The organism is Noviherbaspirillum denitrificans (assembly GCF_002211445.1).
GTDB classification, from domain to species: Bacteria; Pseudomonadota; Gammaproteobacteria; order Burkholderiales; family Burkholderiaceae_D; genus Noviherbaspirillum; species Noviherbaspirillum denitrificans.
In genome coordinates, this window is sequence record NZ_LSTO01000001.1 from 3,942,964 (window position 1) to 3,961,742 (window position 18,779).

The window sequence follows — 18,779 nt, forward strand, 5'->3', positions numbered from 1 at the left end:
TCCACCCGGTCGCGGGCCGCATGCCGGGCCACATGAACGTGCTGCTGGCGGAAGCGAAGGTGCCGTACGACATCGTGATGGAAATGGACGAGATCAACGAAGACTTCGGCGAGACCGACGTCGCGATGGTGATCGGCGCCAACGACATCGTGAACCCGGCTGCGATGGAAGACCCGACCAGCCCGATCGCCGGCATGCCGGTGCTCGAAGTCTGGAAGGCCAAGACTTCCATCGTGATGAAGCGCAGCATGGCTTCCGGCTATGCGGGCGTGGACAATCCGTTGTTCTACAAGGACAACAACCGCATGCTGTTCGGCGACGCGAAGAAGATGCTGGACGAAGTGCTGGTGGCCCTGAAGACAGCCTGAGTCGAGGCTTCCCGCCAACGAAAAAGCCGCGCAATGCGCGGCTTTTTTATTTTGAGGTCGATACCCTGTCGGGACGCGGCGGCATCCAGCGCCCCGGTTGCGGCAAGCGTCGCGGCTCCAGCGCAAAGAGCCAGGCAAATCCACGGCAGGTGAAATGCACGATCAAGCCGGCGAAGAGAATGTCGGACAGGAAATGCGCACCCATCGCCATGCGGATGACACCGACGAACAGGCCGAAGCCGATGCCCGCAGCCAGCCAGCCGCGCCGCCGGGTCACCCAGTATCCCGCCATCAGGTAGAACGCTGCCGCTGCATGGCCGCTGGGAAACGAGCAATTCGTCGGACATTGCTTGTGCGCGGTCACCGGTGACGCGAACGCAGCCGTCCCGCCGAATTCGGCCAGGTGCACCGGCCGGGGACGTCCGCCATGGTTTTTCAGCGCGGTGTTGACGACCAGCCCCGGCCCCGTGAGCAGCACCACGAGCAGGTAGAGGATCGCCTTGCGGCGCGGCGCAAGACGAGCGCGCAGGCGCGGCAGGAAGCTTGCGAGCAGGAGCAGCATCCAGAGCAGCACCAGGATGCCGAATTGCGCGACGATTTCGTAGATGACCTTGATCCACCCGATATGGGCCGCCGGAAATCCTTCTCCGGGATGGTAGAACAGCCTGGCCAGTACGAGGTCGGCTTCCGGCCACGCGAAAAAGAACAGGGCCAGCAGCGAGGCCAGGACGACATCGCCATACCGTTGCAGCAGAGGTTTCATCGCATATACCCCTTGAAGTGTTCACCCCGGTAGAGACACAGCTGAAGCCGCCGGTCCGGGTACAGCGGAATGTCGACATGTCCGATATCCGTCCAGCGTTCGAATGAAGCCGCCGCGGCGTCGTACGGGCAATGGGTAGTGGCGAAGACGACATTGGCCCCGAGGTCGTTCTTCATGTCGGCCATGAGATGGAAATGGTTCTGCCTGTCCCCGCGCGGGTTCCATATGCGCATTCGTTGGGCACCGGGATGCGCGTAGTAGTTCAGCAACGCGAATTCGCTGCGGTCGGTCACCGCGAGCAAGGCATCCGGATGGCGGCGCAACTGCGCCTCGACCACGGCACCGGCTTCCGGCCACCCCAGCAGCCGCGCATAAGGATCGGTCTTGCTGGTGAGGCGGACGCCGGCAGCATGGGCCAGCGCATGGTAGTGATAGAACAGGGAGAGCAGGACGAGGTTGGAGAGAACGATGGCGGTCCGCCATCTTGCATGCCGTTCGGCGGCAATCCGTTCCGCTACCAGTAGCGTCCCGGCGAAGTACGCGGGTGCCGCCCAGTTGGCATTGGCTTTCGCCAGCAAGGCTTGCATGCCGATGACGGCCAGGAACGGCAGGGTCATCGCCGCCAGGAAGCCGCGCCGGGGATCGCCCCACGTCGCGCGCGTTGCGAGGCCGCCGAGCAGGATCGCAAACGCGATCGGCCCCATGCAGGCAAACTGGCCGCCGGTGAATTCCATCAATCGTTCCGGATGGAACAGGCCCTTGTCGAGCTGGGAAATCTCGGCAGTGTGGCGGAAGCTGACGAAATCCATCCGCACGTTCCACCAGAGATTGGGCAGGAAGACGATCAGCGCGAGCAGGGCGGCGAGGTAGAGCCGCGGATTGCGCCAGTGCTGCCGGAATGACGGCAGGCACAGCACCAGTGCCACTGACGGCGCGAAGACGGCCATCGAGTATTTCGACAGCAGCCCCAGGCCAGCCGCAGCGCCCATCAGCATCCAGTCATGCCAGGCGTTGGATGCGAGTGCACGCCACAGCCCGAGCGTGGCGAGGCCCCAGAAGAAGAACAGCGGCGCATCGGTCGTCATGAACAGCGAATTGAATCCGACCAGCAGCAGCGTGAGGAACATGATCGCGGCGAACAAGGCCGTGCGTACCGGGAACATCCGGCTGCCGAGCGCGTACACCAGCACGGCGGTCAGCGGATGCAGCAGCAAGGTGCCGAGGCGGACATCGAGTTCGCTGTTTCCGGCGCCGCTGAACAGGCGGATTATCCATGCCACCATCGGCGGCTTGGAGTAATAGCCCCAGTCAAGCGCCCGCGACCACGCCCAGTACTGTGCTTCATCGACATACAGCGGCAAGCCGTGATGGATGATGATCCACGCCCGGTACGCAGTGAGCAGCACCGCGACGAGCAGCAGTACCGGCCACGCATGCCTGTGTGCGATGTCACCCGCTGGACGGGCAGGAGTGAAGGCAAGGGTGTTCGTGGTCTGTCCCTTCGTGCTGGGTCCCGCCTGTGGCCGCGGGGAATGATTGATATGGGGAATCGGCTTCGTTCTCCATACCGAAGGCCATCATACGAAGCCCGCCCCGGCCGGTACTGACGCTCATCAGCCCGGCGGCATTTCTGCATGCCGGAAGGAAGCATGCATCGGGTAGCGGCGCGACATTTGATGGCGCTCTAATGCATCGGCATGGCCAAAGAAGACAATGCGGGTGCCGCACCGGAAAGAGGAGGGCGGAAACCTTGCCGACCGATATGGATATTGCAGCCACAGACGTAAACAATCCTGCGCTCGCCACTGCCAGGATTGCCTCAGGCACGCGGGAAGAATGCCCCAGCGTGTCGCTGGTCGTTCCGCTCTATAACGAGGAAGACAATGTTGCGCCGCTGGTCGAGCAAGTCCATGCGGCGATGGCGAATGTCGACTGGCCCTGGGACCTGATCCTGGTGGATGACGGCAGCAGCGACCGCACCGCACTGCAGCTGAAGCAATCGCTCCTGCGTTATCCGGACACGGTGCGCGTCATCATCCTGCAACGCAATTTCGGCCAGACCGCCGCCATGCAGGCAGGGATCGACGCCGCAACGGGAACGGTGATTGCCACCATGGACGGCGACCTGCAAAACCATCCACAGGACATCCCGCGCATGGTGAGACGCCTCCTCGACGAAGACCTCGACCTGCTGGTTGGATGGCGCTGGCAGCGCAAGGACGGCCTGTGGCTGAGGAAGATTCCTTCGCGGCTGGCCAACCTTCTCGTCGGACGCGTCACTGGCATCCGCCTGCACGACTACGGTTGTTCGCTGAAGATATTCCGTACTTCGGTATTGCGGCAGATACGCCTCTATGGCGAAATGCACCGCTTCATTCCGACATGGATGGCGACGATCACGTCACCGGCACGCATCGGTGAAGAGCGGGTCGGCCATTCGCCGCGAGTGCACGGGAAATCCAAGTACGGGCTGTCGCGTACTTTCAAGGTCATTCTCGACTTGCTGGTGATGTATTTCTTCATGCGTTACCGCGCGAAGCCGGGGCATTTCTTCGGACGCATCGGGCTGCTGTTCGGTACGGCAGGTGTACTTATCCTCGCGTGGCTCACGTGGGTGAAGCTCTATCTCGGGGAGGGCATCGCTGACCGGCCGCTGTTGCTGCTAGGCGTGCTGCTGAGCCTGGTTGGCGTGCAGTTCCTGAGCACCGGCATCATCACTGAAATGCTGGCGCGCATCGACTACGAGGCATCGGGAAAGAAGCCCTATGTGGTGCGGACGATGCTTCCGGATCAAAAGATGAAGGGACAGTCAGATGGACGATGAAACCTGGTGGCTGGGCGTCGGCATGTTGGGACAGGCGCTGTTCATGATGCGTTTCGTGATCCAGTGGATACAGAGCGAACGGCGCAGGGCGAGCGTGATTCCGGTGGCGTTCTGGTATTTCAGCCTGATGGGAGGCGTGGTCCTGCTGGTGTATTCCATCCATCGCCGCGATCCGGTTTTCATTGCCGGGCAGGCGCTGGGCGTGGTGATCTACCTGCGCAACCTTTACCTTGTCAGGATCGGCGGCATGGCGGAACGTTAAACATGGAGGAGACCCGCATCCTGGTGACCGGTGCCGCCGGCTTCATCGGCAGCCATGTCGCGGCCCGCCTCGCGGACCTTGGCCATGGTGTGCTCGGCTGCGACAATTTCAACGCCTACTACTCGCCTGCACTCAAGCATGACCGTGTCGCCGCCTTGCTTGCACCGAGGCAGGTCGACTGCGTGACGGTCGAACTGGCCGATGCGAAACAGACGTCATCCCTGTTTGAAGCATGGCGGCCCACGCACGTGGTCCATCTCGCGGCACAGGCGGGTGTGCGTCATTCACTCCGCGATCCGGGCAGCTATATCCAGTCCAATCTTGTCGCCTTTTCGCATGTGCTTGAAGCGTGCCGGCAGCAGCGCGTGCAGCACCTTCTTTATGCGAGCAGCAGCAGCGTGTACGGCGCCCGGACGCAAATACCTTTCCATGAAGACGACCGGACGGACGAGCCTGCTTCGCTCTACGCGGCAACAAAGAAGGCGAATGAGCTGATGGCCAGCTGCTGCAGCAAGCTGTATGGCTTTCCCGCCACCGGAGTCCGGTTCTTCACCGTCTACGGCCCGTGGGGGCGGCCCGACATGGCGTACTTCAGCTTCACCGAAAGCATGCTGAAAGGCGAGCGGATCCCCGTCTTCGCGCGCGGGGAGTTGCTCCGTGACTTCACCTATATCGACGACATCGTTGAAGGCGTGGCCCGGCTATTGTTCAAGCCGTCCCTGTCACCGGAGGGCCAGCCCGGACATGCAGTATTCAACATCGGCAACCACCGGCCCATACGTGTCCTGGATTTCATCGCCACGCTGGAGAGAGTGCTGGATGTGAAGGCGGAACTGGAACTGCTGCCGATGCAACCGGGCGACGTGCCGGCCACATGCGCCGACACGAGCCGGTTGCGGGAATGGGTGGGATTTGCACCAGCTACGTCGTTGGACGAAGGACTCGCCCGCTTTCGCGACTGGTACCGGGAATGGATCAGCGGTGACCGAACATCATCTGCTCGGCAAGCAGGCGCTTGACCGGCTTCATCGTATCCATCAGTGCCAGCGACAGTCCCAGCATGGATTGCGGCACGGCACCGCCGGGCCCTTGGGCGAATATGCGTGCAAGCGTATCGGTGAGCGAAATCGTGAGCCTGCGGTCCGCCTGGCGTTGCGCGGCGAAGCGGAGCAGCACATCCGTTTCCATTTCGCCGTCCAGCATGCGCGCGAGCACGGCAGCGTCTCGCAGGCCGAGATTCAGGCCCTGTCCCGCGACCGGATGCAGGGTCTGCGCCGCATTGCCGATGGCCACGGTGCGCGCCGAAGCGGCGGTGTGGGCGTTCAGGCCGAGCGGGTAGGCGATACGCGGCGTGGCGGACGTAAAGCGTCCGACCCGGCTGCCGAACGCCGCGCCGAGTTCTGCGAGGAAGGCGGTGTCCGACAGCGCTTGCAGCCGCGACGCGGTGTCGGGGTGCACACACCATACCAGCGCATAACCGCCCTCCTGCGGCAGCAGGGCGAGCGGGCCCTCGTCGGTGAAACGTTCGAATGCGCGATGGGGAATCGGCGCGCTTGCGATGACGTTGGAAATGATCGCGGTCTGCTCGTAATCGCGGCGTACCGTCCGCGCATCCTGTTCGTTGAACACCCCGCCTTCAGCCTGCACCATGATGCCGGCAGTGATCGTTTTACCGTCAGCACAGTGCAATTCGACCATGTCGTCGCGTTCCATCGTCGAGCTCACCTGCAGCGGGCGCAGCACCGCGATATCCGTCTGCTTCACTGCAGCAGACAATGCCGACACGATCGCGCCATAGCGCGTTACATAGCCAAGCGCGGGCACGCCGTATTCTTCCGGAGTGAGCACGGTACGACCGAAATGGCCGCGACGGGAGACGTGGATATCGTGGATCGCATCCGACGCAACCGGCCAGCCGCCGATCTCTTCGAGGATCTGTATGCTGCCGTAGGACAGGGCCAGCGAGCGCGGGTCCTTGTTCACCTGCTCCAGTGTCTTCGCGTCGATCAACGCGATGCGGGTGGCGGTGGCGCCGCGCTTGACGAGCAGCAGCGCCAGCGCCATTCCAACAGGACCGGCGCCGCAGATGGCAATGTCGTAATCCGTCGCCGCCATCACTTCTTCATGACGGCTTCGATATCGGCCACGGTCTTGGGCGCGGCTTCGGTGATGATCTCGCAGCCTTGTTCCGTCACCAGCGCATCGTCTTCGATACGGATGCCGATGTTCCAGAACTGCTCCGGCACGCCGGGTTCCGGACGGACATAGATGCCGGGTTCGATGGTCAGCATCATGCCGGGCTGCAGCGTGCGCCACGGCTTTTCCTCGCTGGCGCCGTTCAGTTCCCGGTACTCGCCGACATCGTGCACATCCATGCCCAGCCAGTGGCCGGTGCGATGCATGTAGAACTGGCGGTAGGCGCCTTTCTCGATCACGTCGTCCAGCATGCCGACCTTGTTCTTGTCCAGCAGGCCGGTGTCGAGCATGCCTTGCGCCAGCACGCGCACGGCGGCATTGTGGCCGTCGATGAAGCGCTTGCCGGGCTTGGTCTCGGCGATGGCGGCGTACTGTGACGCCAGCACGATTTCGTAGAGCGCCTTCTGCGGGCCGTTGAACTTGCCGTTGGCGGGGAAGGTGCGGGTGATGTCGGACGCATAGCTGTCGAGTTCGCAGCCGGCATCGATCAGCACCAGGTCGCCGTCCTTGATCTCGGCGTCGCTGGCGCGATAGTGCAGCACGCAGGCATTCGCACCAGTCGCGACGATGGAACCGTAGGCGGGGAATTGCGAACCGTTGCGGCGGAATTCATGCAGCAGTTCGGCTTCGATCTGGTACTCGCGCAGGCCGGGACGGGACGCCTGCATCGCGCGCCGGTGGGCGGCGGCGGAGATGGCAGCGGCGCGCTTCATGACCGCGACTTCCTCGGCGTCCTTGAAGAGGCGCATCTCATCCAGCAGCACGTGCACGTCGTGCACGATCGACGGCGCGGTCACGCCGGCGCGCGCCTGCATGCGCACGCCCTGAAGCCAGTCCTTCACCTGTCCGTCGAGCTTGCCGTCGCTGCCCAGCGCATAGAAGAGCGCGGGGGCGTCGGCCAGCAGCTTCGGCATTTCGGCGTCGAGGGTGGAAACGGGATGGGCGACGTCAAAGCCGAAGGCTTCACGCGCCGCTTCCGGACCATAGCGGTAGCCGTCCCAGATTTCCCGTTCGAGGTTCTTTTCGCGGCAGAACAGGATCGCCTGTTCGGTCTTGCCGACGACCAGCACGATGACCGCTTCCGGTTCGGTGAAGCCGGACAGGTAGTAGAAGTAGCTGTCGTGGCGATAGGGGTAATCGGCGTCGCGGTTGCGCATCACTTCGTGCGCAGTGGGGATGATCGCCACGCCGCCACCTTTGGCCTTCATCTGCGCCATCAGGGAGGCGCGCCGGGCTGCATAGGATTTCATCTGCACTCCTTATCCGTTCAGTTTCGCCAAACGCTCCGGTGTACCCACGTCGGTCCAGTCGCCGCGATAGAATTCGCCGCCCACCTGGCCGCGATCGGCATATGCACGCAGGATGGGTGCGATCTGTGCCGAATCGCCGGGCTTGACCGTATCGAAGATTTCCGTGCGATAGACGCCGATACCCGAAAACGTATAGCGCGGCTCCCCCTCATTGGCGACCGAGAAGCTGTTCAGCGCGAAATCGCCTTTTTGATGGTGCGGCGGATTCTTCACCAGGTACAGCCACGCCACATCGCGCTTGTCGTGCGGGTGCGGATTGCCCCACATGTCGTTGTCCTGGAGCACATCCTTGACCTGCTCGAAATCAAAATGCGGGCAAAAGACATCGGCAGCGATCGCGACGAAAGGTTCTTCGCCCAGCAGGTGCCGCGCCTTGGCGACGCCGCCCGCGGTCTCAAGCGCCGTGCCTTCCGCGGAATACACGATGCGCGCACCGAACTGCGCGCCGTCGCCGAGCGCTTCCTCGATCATGTGGCCGAGGTGCGCATGGTTGATCACGATGTCCTTGATCCCCGCGCGTACGAGGTTGAGGATGTGCCAGACGATCAGCGGCCGGCCGCGCACTTTCAGCAGCGGCTTCGGGCAGTCGTCGGTCAGCGGGCGCATCCGCTCGCCGCGTCCGGCGGCGAAAATCATGGCTTTCATTCTATGTTCCTCAGAAGGTGAAGCCGGTCGACGGACCCTTGTTCTCGAGGTCGTCCAGCAGCACGATCAGCGGCGCCAGCGCCTTGTAGCGGCCGGCCGCCTTGCGCGTGTATTCCATCACCAGCGGCAGGTCCTTCAGGTAGCCGTCCTTGCCGTCGCGGTGGTAGAGGCGCGCGAAAATGCCGAGCACCTTCAGGTGGCGTTGCAAGCCCATGTATTCGAAATCGCGGTAAAAGGCGTCGATGTCATGCGACACCGGCAGGCCGGCGCGGCGTGCACGCTCCCAGTAACGGATCGCCCAGTCGAGCACCATTTCCTCGTCCCACTGGATGTAGGCATCGCGCAGCAGCGACACGAGGTCGTAGGTGATCGGGCCGTACACTGCATCCTGGAAGTCGAGGATGCCGGGATTGCCGCGCTCGGTCACCATCAGGTTGCGCGAATGGTAGTCGCGGTGGACGTAGACCTGCGGTTGCGCGAGATTGTTCGCCAGCAGGGCTTCGAACACGCTGTCGAGCAGCGCCTTCTGCTTGTCCGTCATGGTGACGCCGAGGTGCTTGCCGATATACCACTCGGGGAACAGCATCAGTTCGCGATGCAGCAGTGCGCGGTCGTATTCGGGCAGGACCGCCGGCTTGCTCTGCGCCTGGATCAATACCAGCGCCTCGATCGCATCGATGTAGAGCTTGTGCGCGGTGTCGTGGTTCAGCTGGTGCAGGTAAGTCGTGGTGCCAAGGTCGGACAGCAGCAGGAAACCGCGCTCGACGTCCTGTTCCAGGACCTTGGGCACGGACACGCCGGCCTCGCCGAAGACTTCGGCGACGTGGATGAACGGGCGCACGTCTTCTTGCGGCGGCGGGGCATCCATGGCGATGTAGGTGGCGCCATCGGGCGCGTCAACGCGGAAATAGCGGCGGAAACTGGCATCGGACGAGGCCGGGCGGATGGTGTCGGGCAAGACTTTTTCGGCCGAGAGGGTGGCCAGCCATTCTTTCAACTGCGTGAGGCGAAGATCGGAACCGGTATTAAATGACATGAAACTACCTGGGTAATGTTGGTGATCCCGTTGGCGGGAGGTGAGTTCCCATATAATAAGGGATTCGACCTCAAAAAGCGCCAGCCGACCCCTTCTTTTCATGAACCGGTTTCCCGCATTTCCCCCTTCACAACTTCGCCTCCGCATCCTTGCCGCCCTTGCCGTAATGGCATTGCCCGCGGCCGTCCCCGCGCAGGACGTGAAAGGCGGAAACGCCCAGGAAAAGGAGCTCCCGGCCACCATCCGCGCCGAGCAGATGACGGGCCGTCCGGACCGCGAGGTTTTCCTCGAGCGCGACGTCGAAATCATCCGCGGGCCGACCACGATCAATGCCGACAAGGCGACCTACCACATTGTGGAAGACGAAGTCGAGGCGCATGGCAATATCCGCATGCGGCGCTTCGGCGATTCCTATACCGGCGAGGACTTGCGCCTGAAGATCGAGGCGAGCGAGGGTTTCGTGCTGAAACCCACCTACCACCTCCAGCGCAACAACGCGCAAGGCGCGGCCGAGCGCATCGATTTCGAAGGCGAAGACCGCGCAACGGTCTACGAAGGCTCGTACAGCACCTGCGAAGGGCCGGATCCGGATTGGTACCTGAAATCGGGCAAGCTGGACCTGGACCAGGCGCGCGAAGAGGGTGTTGCGCACCGCACGCTCGTGTATTTCAAGGGCGTGCCCATCCTTGCCGCGCCGGCGATGTCCTTTCCGCTGACCGATTCGCGCAAGTCGGGCGCGCTGCCGCCCACCATCGGCACCACCAACCGCGGCGGCCTGGAAGTCACCGTACCGTATTACTTCAACATCGCGCCGAACCGCGACGTCACGCTGTACCCGAAGATCTATGCACGTCGCGGCCTGCAGCTCGGCGCCGAGGGACGCTACCTGGGCGAAGACTACTTCGGCCAGACACGTTTCGAATACCTGCCGAGCGACCAGCAGACCAAGACCGACCGCTACGCGATCACGAGCACACACACACAATTCCTCGCCCCCGGCCTTGCATGGACCTGGAACCTGAACAGCGCATCGGACGACGATTACCCGACCGACTTCTCGCGCACGATCACGGCGGCCAAACAGCGCCTGCTGCTGCGCGATACCGCGCTCACCTACGGCACGGCGCTGTGGCAGGCGTCCGCACGCGCCTCGAATTTCCAGGTGCTGCAAGACCCGATCGTGCCCATCGTTCGTCCGTATGACCGCCTGCCGCAGGTCACGTTCCATGCGGGCAAGCAGGACGTCAACGGATTCGACTGGGATGTCGACTCCGAACTGACCCGCTTCTGGCATCCGACGCTGCTGCGCGGCGACCGTTTCCTGGTCAATCCGCGCATTGCCTATCCGATGATCCAGCCGGGCTACTTCATCACGCCGAAACTGTCCCTGCATTCGACGCGGTACAGCCTCGACAGCCGCACGCCGGTGCCGAACGACAACCTGTCGCGCACGCTGCCCACCCTGTCGCTCGACAGCGGCCTGGTGTTCGAGCGTGATGCGCGCTTCTTCGGCAGGGACATGATCCAGACGCTGGAACCGCGCCTGTTCTACGTCTACACGCCCTACAAGGACCAGACGGCCTTCCCGAATTTCGACACCGCCGAGGCTGACCTGAGCTTTGCGCAGCTGTTCAGCGAAAACCGCTTCGTCGGCAATGACCGCATCAGCGACGCCAACCAGGTCACCGCGGCGATGATTTCGCGCTATATCGAACCGACCGGCGCCGAACGCATGCGCTTCGCGCTCGGCCAGCGCTTCTATTTCACCGAGCAGCGCGTGACGCTGGGCGGCGCGCGTAACGAAAGCCGTTCCGACCTGCTCCTCTCCGCCTACGGCCAGCTGATGCAGGGCCTGAGCGTCGAAGGCAATGTGCAGTACAGCCAGACCCTGAACTCGATGAGCCGCGCCAACTACGGCGTGCGCTGGCAACCGGCGCCCAAGCGCGTGCTCAACCTGCAATACCGCCGCGCGCGGCTCAACAACCTGGAGCAGGTCGACGTGTCGGGCCAGTGGCCCATCGCAGAGCGCTGGTACGGCGTGGCGCGCATGAACTACTCGCTCCCCGACAGCAAGGTCGCGGAAGGCTTGCTCGGCATGGAGTACAAGGCCGACTGCTGGGTGTTCCGCATCGTCGGCCAGCGTACGCCGACCGCGACCGGCCTGACCAACACCGCGCTCTTCTTCCAGCTTGAACTGAGCGGCTTGACACGCCTCGGGTCGAATCCGCTCGAGGCGCTGCGCGCCAACATCCCCGGCTACCAGCTGGTGAACCAACCCTGAACCTGACAAAGAACTGCTTCCATGAAGACTCTTCCGATCATGCGACTCGCAACCCAACCGGTCCGCGCGATTGCGCTTGCCGCCGCTGTCCTGTGCCTCGGCGCCGGCCTGCAGCAGGATGCCGCCGCGCAGGCGAAACCGGCCGCGCCGCGCGTCTACCTCGCCGACTCGATCATCGCCGTGGTCAACAACGAGGTCATCACGCGCCAGGAACTGGTCGAGCGCCTGCGACTCGTCGAGCGCCGCATGAAAAACCAGGGCATTGCGCTGCCGCCGCCGCAGGAGTTCCAGCGCCAGCTGCTTGAGCGCATGATCGTCGACCGCGCACAGCTGCAGCTGGCGAAGGAATATGGCATCCGCGTCGACGATACGATGCTCGACCGCGCGGTGGCCCGCATCGCCGAACAGAACCGCATGTCGCTGCAGGAATTCCGCACCACGCTCGAAAAGGAAGGCACGCCGTTCGCGCGCTTCCGCGAAGAGATCCGCGAAGAAATCATGATGCAGCGCCTGCGCGAGCGCGAGGTGGACAACAAGATCCAGATCACCGAATCCGAAGTCGACAACTACCTCGCCGAGCAGGGCGCGCCGCAGGGCCAGGAGTTCCTGCTGTCGCACATCCTCGTGCGCACGCCGGAAAACGCCACCGCCGAGCAGATCGCGGAGCGCCGCAAGCGCGCCGAAGAGGTGTTGCAGCAGGTGAATGCCGGCGGCGATTTCGCCAAGCTGGCAGCGACCTATTCCGATGCCAATGACGCGCTGACCGGCGGCGACCTCGGATGGCGCAACCAGGACCGCCTGCCGCAGCTGTTCATGAGCGCTATCGAAAACCTGAAGCAGGGCGAGGCGTCGCAGATCGTCAAGAGCCCGAACGGCTTCCACATCCTCAAGCTCAACGGCAAGCGCAGCGCCAGCGTCGTCAAGGCCAGCGGCAACGCCGTGCAGCAGACGCATGCGCGCCACATCCTGATCAAGGTCAACCAGATCGTCACGCCGGCCGACGCCAAGCGCAAGCTGGTCGAACTGAAGCAACGCCTCGACAACAACGCCGCCAAGTTCGAAGACCTGGCCAAGCTGTTTTCCAACGACCTGTCCGCATCGCGCGGCGGCGACCTCGGCTGGATTTATCCGGGCGACACCGTTCCCGAGTTCGAACGCGCGATGGATGGGCTCAAGCCGGGTGAAGTCAGCGAACCGATCGAATCGCCGTTCGGCTACCACCTGATCCAGGTGCTGGAGCGCAAGAAGGACGACGTCTCGCAGGAGCGCCAGCGCCTGATCGCCCGACAGGCGATCCGCGAGCGCAAGCTGGACGAAGCGACCCAGGACTGGTTGCGCCAGCTGCGCGACCGCGCCTACGTCGAATACCGCTTCGAAAACGCGGAGTCGCGCTGAGCGCCGCCATGAGCAAGCGTCCGACCATTGCCATCACCTGCGGCGAACCCGCAGGCATCGGTCCCGAGATATCCATCCGGGCGGCATGGGAGCTGCGTGAGGAAGTGCGCGCGGTGCTGATCGGCGATGCGGCGCTGCTGTCGATGACGGCGTCCGACATCGATCCGGCCATCCGGCTGGTCGCGATTTCCACGCTGGCCTTCCGCAACAGCGGCTTGCCGCATCTGCCCGCCGGGCAGATTCCGGTCATCGACTGCCCGCTGGCCGAACCGGCGGTGCCCGGCAAGCTCGACTCCCGCAATGGCAAGGCCGTGCTGCAGACGCTCGACGTTGCGATCCGCTATGCGATACAGAAGCAGTTCGATGCCATCGTCACCGCGCCGATGCAGAAGAGCACGATCAACGATGCCGGGGTGCCGTTCACCGGCCACACCGAATACCTCGCCGAAAAGACACAGACGCCGCAGGTCGTGATGATGCTCGCCGGCGGCAAGCCGATGATGCGCGTGGCGCTGGCGACCACGCATTTGCCGCTCAAGGATGTGCCGGCCGCGGTCACCTTCGACAGCCTGTCGCGCACCATCGAGATCATCCATGCCGACCTGCGGAACAAGTTCGGCATCGCGCAACCGCGCATCCTCGTCACCGGGCTCAATCCGCATGCAGGAGAGGGCGGCTATCTCGGTCGCGAAGAAATCGACGTCATCACGCCCGTCCTGCAGGCCATGCAGGCACGCGGCATCGACGCCAAGGGACCGTATCCGGCCGACACGCTGTTCCAGCCCAAATACCTCGAAAACGCCGACTGCGTGCTGGCGATGTACCACGACCAGGGCCTGCCGGTGCTCAAGCACGCGAGCTTCGGACACGGCGTCAACATCACCCTCGGCCTGCCGATCATCCGCACCTCGGTCGACCATGGCACAGCGCTCGACCTTGCCGCTGCCGGCATCGGCAAAGCGGACCACGGCAGCATGCTCGAAGCGGTCAAGGTTGCCGCGCAAATGGCAGCAGCCTCTCAGAAGAATTAGTCATGAAACACATTGCACGCAAGCGCTTCGGCCAGAATTTCCTGACCGACCAACTGGTATTGCACGACATCATCCGCGGAATTGATCCCCACAAGGATGACGCCATGGTCGAAATCGGCCCCGGCCTTGCCGCAATGACCAGCCTGCTGCTCGAATCGCTCGACAGGCTGCACGTGGTCGAACTCGACCGCGACCTCGTTGCGCGCTTGAAGAAGAACTTTGATCCGGCACGCCTGGTCATCCATGAAGGCGATGCGTTGAAGTTCGATTTCACGTCCATTCCCGTGCCGGAAGGGCAGAAGCTGCGCGTGGTCGGCAACCTGCCGTACAACATCTCCAGCCCCCTGCTGTTCCATCTCGCGGAGATCGCACCGCGCGTGAAGGACCAGCATTTCATGCTGCAGAAGGAAGTGGTCGAGCGCATGGTAGCCGAACCCGGCGGCAAGTCCTATGGCCGACTGTCCGTGATGCTGCAATGGCGCTACTACATGGAATTGCTGTTCGTCGTTCCGCCGACGGCTTTCGATCCGCCGCCCAAGGTGGACTCGGCAATCGTGCGCATGATTCCGCTGCCGCAGCCGATGGCATGCGATGCGGCGAAGCTGGAGCAGGTCGTGACGAAGGCGTTCTCGCAGCGGCGCAAGGTGATCCGCAATTGCGTGGCCGGCATGTTCACCGAGAACGACCTGGTGGATGCGGGTGTCGATCCGCAAGCGCGTCCGGAAACTGTGCCGGTCGAACAGTTCGTCGCGCTGGCAAACCGCCTCTAACCGAATCGACGCTCCGCGTAGGGTGCGCCTCGCGCACCATTCCGCCCCTAAACGAACCCGAACCACCCTAGCAGCGCACCTGCACCCAACAACCACAGCAGGTGCAGCTTCGTCCTCCAGATCACGAGCGCGGACACGGCAGTCAACAGCCACAGCGGCCAATCCCGCGCCGCATCGTTATGCGTGCTCGTCAGCACCCATCCCGTCGCAACCAGCAAAGCGATCACGATTGGCGCCATCCCTTGCTTGAACGCCCGCACACCGCGCAGGTTGCGGTTGCGATGGCCCCATTGCGCGGCCAGGTAGGTGAGCGTCGTGCTGGGCAGCATGATGCCGACCATCGTGACCAGCACGCCGAACAGGCCCATTGCCATGCTGCCGCTGTTGAGGCCGACATGCCAACCCATCAGCGCGACGAACAGGATATTCGGACCCGGTGCGGCCTGGGCGATTGCGATCGAGGCCGTGAATTGCGGCTCCGTGAGCCAGCGTGTTTCATCCACCAGATAGCGGTGCATTTCCGGCGCCGTCGAGATCGCGCCGCCGACGGACAGGATGGACAGGGACAGGTACTGCAGGAAGAGATGCAGCCAGTCGCTCCACTGGAGAGTGATGGCGTTCATGGCTTGATCTTCCGGTAGGTGAGGAAGTACGCGGTGATGCCGAGGCTGGGCAGCACATAGAGTAGCGGCCAACGCAGCAGCGCGATGGCGGCGAAGCAGGCGACGGTGAAGGCGAAGCTGACCGGCAGTCCCAGCGGATGGGTTTTCAGCGTGGACAGCAGCCGCAGGCCGGCCGCAGTGATGAGTCCCGCCGCGACAGCGCCCATGCCGCGCAAGGCGCCGGCAAGGCCGGGATGGCCGGCGAACTGCGCATAGAAAAAGGTCAGGATCAATACCAGCACCAGCGGCAGCGACAGCATGCCGGCCAGTGCCGCGAGCGCGCCCGGCAGCCCGAAGTAACGGGCGCCGATCATCAGCGAGAGGTTGACGACATTCGGGCCGGGCATGATCTGTGCGACGGCCCATTCTTCGACGAATTCCTCGCGCGTCATCCAGCGCTTTTTCTCGACCAGCTCGTGCTGCACGATCGCGAGCACGCCGCCGAATCCCTGCAGCGCGAGGAGGGTAAAGGAGATGTAGAGGTCGGAAAGCGACTGCGGGCGCGGCCGGTCTTGCGTAAGGTGCGAATCCATCCTGCCGCGTTACGCTCCCGTGCGTTCGATCAGTTCGATCTTGTAGCCATCCGGATCCTGCACGAAGGCGATCACGGTCGACCCGCCCTTGACCGGGCCGGCTTCACGCGTGACGTTGCCGCCGGCCGCCTTCACCTGTTCGCAGGTCTTGTACGCGTCCTCGACGCTGATGGCGATGTGGCCGTAGGCGCTGCCCAGGTCGTACTTGTCGACGCCGTAGTTGTAGGTCAGCTCCAGCTCGGCGTGGTCGGGATTGGTGCCGTAACCGACGAAGGCCAGCGTGTACTGCTGTTCCGGGCGGTCGGTGGTGCGCAGCAGGTTCATGCCGAGCACCTTGGTGTAGAAGTCGATGGAGCGTTGCAGGTCGCCGACCCGCAGCATGGTGTGGAGAATGCGCATTTGTTGTTCCTAAAAAATCGGCAACGTGTCGGGGCCGCTTTCGCGCAGCACCCGCTTGGCCATTTCGAACTCCGGGAAGATCGATTGCACCGTCGCCCAGAAGCGCGGGCTGTGGTTCATCTCGCGCAAGTGCGACAGCTCGTGCGCGATCACGTAATCGATCATCGGCAGCGCGAAATGGACCAGCCGCCAGTTGAGCCTGATCCTGCCTTCCGCCGTGCACGAACCCCATTGGGTCGTCGCCGACGACAAGGCAAAGGAGCGATAGGTGACGCCGAGTTTTTCCGCATAGACTGGAAGGCGCTCCGCGAAGATGCGTTTCGCTTCCAGCTGCAGCCATCCTTGGACCCTGTCCTTGAGCTGTTGTTCGCCGGCGTCCGGCGGCAGGCTGATCGACAGTTCCCGTGATTCGGCGTCGTAGCTGGCACCCGACGCCTGCCCGGCAAGGATGCGCAGCGTGACGTCGTTGCCGAGATAGGGCAGCGTTGCGCCGTCGCACCATTGCATGTGCGGCTGCAACCGGCGTGCGGAACGTTCGCGGCGCTCGGTCAGTTTGATGAAAATCCAGCGCTGCTTTTCGCGGATCGCATTTTCGATTTCCGCGATGGTCACCCATTTCGGCGCCGTGATGCGCAGGCCATCCTCGTCGATCAGGAAACCGATCGAGCGGCGCTTGGAGCGGAGCAGGCGGTATTCGAGGATGTGATCACGGACCTGCACGCGCCTGCGTCCTGCGGTCAGGATGCTGCTTGATGGTGCGGGCGAGGGAAACAGTTCCAGTGGTTCCCTCTGTGGAACCGCGGCCGCGCCCGGCATGGGTGCCGGGGCGGGGTGGTCGACGGCAGGTTGTGCCGAAAAATCCGGAGAGAAAAAGTCGAGCTGCAGCGACAGCTGCGTAGGATCAGGCGGAGTCTGGCGTAGCAGCTTCAAGGGATTCGGGGAGCTTGTTTTTTGAATAAATGCCGGGCGACGAAATCACCCGCATTTCCGATTCTATCCAATTTTCAACTTCTTGCAGCAACTCGGCCGAAGTCTTGCCTTCGGGCGAAATCGGCTTGCCGATCGAAACGGTGATCAGGCCCGGCTTCTTGATGAAGGAATTCTTCGGCCAGCATTCGCCGGCATTCATTGCGATCGGCACGACGGGTGTGTTGGTTTCCACCGCGAGGCGCGTGCCGCCCGCCTTGTACTTGCCCTTCTTGCCGACGTGGGAGCGCGTGCCTTCGGGGAACATGATGATCCACTGGCCGCCGGCGAGACGCTTGCGTCCGTGTTCGACGACCTGCGCAAACGCATCGCGGCCCTTCTGGCGATCGATCGGAATCATGCGCAGCAGTGCGATGCCCCAGCCGAAGAAGGGGATGTACAGCAGTTCCTTCTTGAACACATAGACGAGCGGGCGCGGGAAGCTGAACAGGTAGCAGATCGTCTCCCAGGCGGACTGATGCTTGGAGAGCAGGATCGCGGGGCCGTCGGGCAGGTTGTCGTAGCCCTTGAACTGGTAGCGGATGCCGCAAATGACCTTCGCGCTCCAGATGACGAACCTGTTCCAGAAGGAAGTCAGGTGGTAGCGCTGGTTGTACGGCAGCGGCGCGAACAGGAAGCACATGGGCGCCCATACCAGTGTCGCGACCACCATCAGGAGCACGAACACGAGCGAACGCAGGAACAGGTTGATGCTGGACATCGGATCTCCAGGAGCGCCGGACGGCATCCGGCGAATGTTTTATTTATGCGGCGGCGGGCACGTCTGCCGTCGATTTCAATAGCTGGTCGACTACTGCGGCCAGATTCGGATAGATGCTGGTCCCCGGCGGCAGGCCGCCCTTGGTGCGCGTCTTTTCGCCCTTGCCCGTCAGGACCAGGTAAGGCGTGCAACCAACCACGAATCCCGCCTGCAGGTCACGCAGCGAGTCGCCGATGGTCGGCACACCCTTGAGGCTGACGTCGAAGCGCTCGCCGATTGACTGCAGCATGCCCGGCTTGGGCTTGCGGCAATCGCAGTTGTCGTCGGCGGCATGCGGGCAGAAGAAGATCGCATTGATCTCGCCGCCGACCATGCGCACGGCGGCGTGCATCTTCTGGTGGATCGCATTGAGCGTGACGATATTGAACAGCCCGCGCGCGATGCCCGACTGGTTGGTGCAGACCACGACGCGATAGCCCGCCTGGTGCAGGCGCGCGATCGCTTCGAGCGACCCGGGAATGGGTTCCCACTCGTCCGGCGACTTGATGAAGTGGTCGGAGTCGTGGTTGATGACGCCGTCGCGGTCGAGGATGATCAGTTTCATGCGCGCCTGCTGC

Annotated in this window: 20 protein-coding genes; 8 read left to right on the forward strand and 12 right to left on the reverse strand. The window is 63.2% G+C overall.

Annotation, left to right across the window (positions count from 1 at the left end):
- The first annotated feature begins 32 nt into the window (after nucleotides 1-32).
- Nucleotides 33-368 (forward strand): NAD(P)(+) transhydrogenase (Re/Si-specific) subunit beta, encoded by a 336-nt coding sequence (locus AYR66_RS19110; protein ID WP_474647545.1) that lies wholly within the window; start codon nucleotides 33-35, stop codon nucleotides 366-368.
- Nucleotides 369-414: 46 nt separating this feature from the next.
- Here AYR66_RS19110 and AYR66_RS19115 read toward each other — a convergent pair whose 3' ends face one another.
- Complete coding sequence (locus tag AYR66_RS19115; protein ID WP_088708815.1) at nucleotides 415-1,131, reverse strand: phosphatase PAP2 family protein; 717 nt, start codon at nucleotides 1,129-1,131, stop codon at nucleotides 415-417.
- Entirely contained in the window at nucleotides 1,128-2,537 is a 1,410-nt protein-coding gene (locus AYR66_RS19120; protein ID WP_088708816.1) for a glycosyltransferase family 39 protein, read from the reverse strand. Before AYR66_RS19120 ends, AYR66_RS19115 begins: the two co-directional genes overlap by 4 nt.
- A gap of 356 nt (nucleotides 2,538-2,893) precedes the next feature.
- Here AYR66_RS19120 and AYR66_RS19125 point away from each other — a divergent pair, with 356 nt between their 5' ends.
- The 3 genes from AYR66_RS19125 to AYR66_RS19135 are packed head-to-tail and all read left to right on the forward strand — an operon-like array spanning nucleotide 2,894 to nucleotide 5,236.
- Nucleotides 2,894-3,955 (forward strand): glycosyltransferase family 2 protein, encoded by a 1,062-nt coding sequence (locus AYR66_RS19125; RefSeq protein WP_088708817.1) that lies wholly within the window; start codon nucleotides 2,894-2,896, stop codon nucleotides 3,953-3,955.
- On the forward strand, nucleotides 3,945-4,217 hold the full coding sequence (locus AYR66_RS19130) for a lipid-A-disaccharide synthase N-terminal domain-containing protein (RefSeq protein ID WP_088708818.1): 273 nt from the start codon (nucleotides 3,945-3,947) through the stop codon (nucleotides 4,215-4,217). Before AYR66_RS19125 ends, AYR66_RS19130 begins: the two co-directional genes overlap by 11 nt.
- A gap of 2 nt (nucleotides 4,218-4,219) precedes the next feature.
- On the forward strand, nucleotides 4,220-5,236 hold the full coding sequence (locus AYR66_RS19135; RefSeq protein ID WP_088708819.1) for an NAD-dependent epimerase/dehydratase family protein: 1,017 nt from the start codon (nucleotides 4,220-4,222) through the stop codon (nucleotides 5,234-5,236).
- On the opposite strand, the gene AYR66_RS19140 is transcribed toward AYR66_RS19135, so the two are convergent.
- The 4 genes from AYR66_RS19140 to AYR66_RS19155 are packed head-to-tail and all read right to left on the reverse strand — an operon-like array spanning nucleotide 5,193 to nucleotide 9,404.
- Nucleotides 5,193-6,332 (reverse strand): UbiH/UbiF/VisC/COQ6 family ubiquinone biosynthesis hydroxylase, encoded by a 1,140-nt coding sequence (locus AYR66_RS19140; protein WP_088708820.1) that lies wholly within the window; start codon nucleotides 6,330-6,332, stop codon nucleotides 5,193-5,195. The two genes, AYR66_RS19135 and AYR66_RS19140, sit on opposite strands and share 44 nt — an antisense overlap.
- A complete protein-coding gene (locus AYR66_RS19145; protein ID WP_088708821.1) occupies nucleotides 6,332-7,663 on the reverse strand; it encodes an aminopeptidase P N-terminal domain-containing protein in 1,332 nt (443 codons plus the stop codon). The genes AYR66_RS19140 and AYR66_RS19145 overlap by 1 nt, the downstream gene beginning before the upstream one ends.
- A gap of 9 nt (nucleotides 7,664-7,672) precedes the next feature.
- Complete coding sequence (gene murU, locus AYR66_RS19150; RefSeq protein ID WP_088708822.1) at nucleotides 7,673-8,368, reverse strand: N-acetylmuramate alpha-1-phosphate uridylyltransferase MurU; 696 nt, start codon at nucleotides 8,366-8,368, stop codon at nucleotides 7,673-7,675.
- A gap of 10 nt (nucleotides 8,369-8,378) precedes the next feature.
- The gene (locus AYR66_RS19155) at nucleotides 8,379-9,404 is read right to left on the reverse strand and encodes an aminoglycoside phosphotransferase family protein (protein WP_088708823.1); all 1,026 of its coding nucleotides are present in this window, start codon (nucleotides 9,402-9,404) and stop codon (nucleotides 8,379-8,381) included.
- Between the two features lie 166 nt (nucleotides 9,405-9,570).
- Between AYR66_RS19155 and AYR66_RS19160 the strand changes: the two genes are divergently transcribed.
- From AYR66_RS19160 to rsmA, 4 genes are read left to right on the forward strand one after another with little or no spacing between them, the layout of a single operon-like run.
- On the forward strand, nucleotides 9,571-11,685 hold the full coding sequence (locus tag AYR66_RS19160; protein ID WP_088708824.1) for an LPS-assembly protein LptD: 2,115 nt from the start codon (nucleotides 9,571-9,573) through the stop codon (nucleotides 11,683-11,685).
- A gap of 39 nt (nucleotides 11,686-11,724) precedes the next feature.
- Nucleotides 11,725-13,080: a peptidylprolyl isomerase gene (locus AYR66_RS19165; protein WP_234814945.1), complete on the forward strand. Its 1,356-nt coding sequence runs from the start codon at nucleotides 11,725-11,727 to the stop codon at nucleotides 13,078-13,080.
- Nucleotides 13,081-13,088: 8 nt separating this feature from the next.
- Nucleotides 13,089-14,111 carry a 4-hydroxythreonine-4-phosphate dehydrogenase PdxA gene (gene pdxA, locus AYR66_RS19170; protein WP_088708826.1) on the forward strand — a complete coding sequence of 341 codons (1,023 nt, stop codon included), beginning with the start codon at nucleotides 13,089-13,091 and terminating at the stop codon, nucleotides 14,109-14,111.
- A gap of 2 nt (nucleotides 14,112-14,113) precedes the next feature.
- On the forward strand, nucleotides 14,114-14,881 hold the full coding sequence (gene rsmA, locus AYR66_RS19175; RefSeq protein WP_088708827.1) for a 16S rRNA (adenine(1518)-N(6)/adenine(1519)-N(6))-dimethyltransferase RsmA: 768 nt from the start codon (nucleotides 14,114-14,116) through the stop codon (nucleotides 14,879-14,881).
- 47 nt (nucleotides 14,882-14,928) lie between these two features.
- Here rsmA and AYR66_RS19180 read toward each other — a convergent pair whose 3' ends face one another.
- Genes AYR66_RS19180 through gmhB form a run of 6 tightly spaced genes read right to left on the reverse strand, consistent with a single transcriptional unit; the run spans nucleotide 14,929 to nucleotide 18,766 of the window.
- Nucleotides 14,929-15,504 carry a chromate transporter gene (locus AYR66_RS19180; RefSeq protein WP_088708828.1) on the reverse strand — a complete coding sequence of 192 codons (576 nt, stop codon included), beginning with the start codon at nucleotides 15,502-15,504 and terminating at the stop codon, nucleotides 14,929-14,931.
- Nucleotides 15,501-16,076, reverse strand: coding sequence for a chromate transporter (locus AYR66_RS19185; protein WP_088708829.1), 576 nt, complete (start codon nucleotides 16,074-16,076; stop codon nucleotides 15,501-15,503). Before AYR66_RS19185 ends, AYR66_RS19180 begins: the two co-directional genes overlap by 4 nt.
- Before the next feature lie 9 nt (nucleotides 16,077-16,085).
- Nucleotides 16,086-16,475 (reverse strand): lactoylglutathione lyase, encoded by a 390-nt coding sequence (gene gloA / locus AYR66_RS19190; protein ID WP_088708830.1) that lies wholly within the window; start codon nucleotides 16,473-16,475, stop codon nucleotides 16,086-16,088.
- A 9-nt stretch (nucleotides 16,476-16,484) separates the two neighbouring features.
- Entirely contained in the window at nucleotides 16,485-17,405 is a 921-nt protein-coding gene (locus AYR66_RS19195; RefSeq protein WP_088708831.1) for a M48 family metallopeptidase, read from the reverse strand.
- A complete protein-coding gene (locus AYR66_RS19200; RefSeq protein WP_088708832.1) occupies nucleotides 17,377-18,162 on the reverse strand; it encodes a lysophospholipid acyltransferase family protein in 786 nt (261 codons plus the stop codon). Before AYR66_RS19200 ends, AYR66_RS19195 begins: the two co-directional genes overlap by 29 nt.
- Before the next feature lie 43 nt (nucleotides 18,163-18,205).
- On the reverse strand, nucleotides 18,206-18,766 hold the full coding sequence (gene gmhB, locus AYR66_RS19205) for a D-glycero-beta-D-manno-heptose 1,7-bisphosphate 7-phosphatase (RefSeq protein ID WP_088708833.1): 561 nt from the start codon (nucleotides 18,764-18,766) through the stop codon (nucleotides 18,206-18,208).
- Nucleotides 18,767-18,779: the final 13 nt, after the last annotated feature.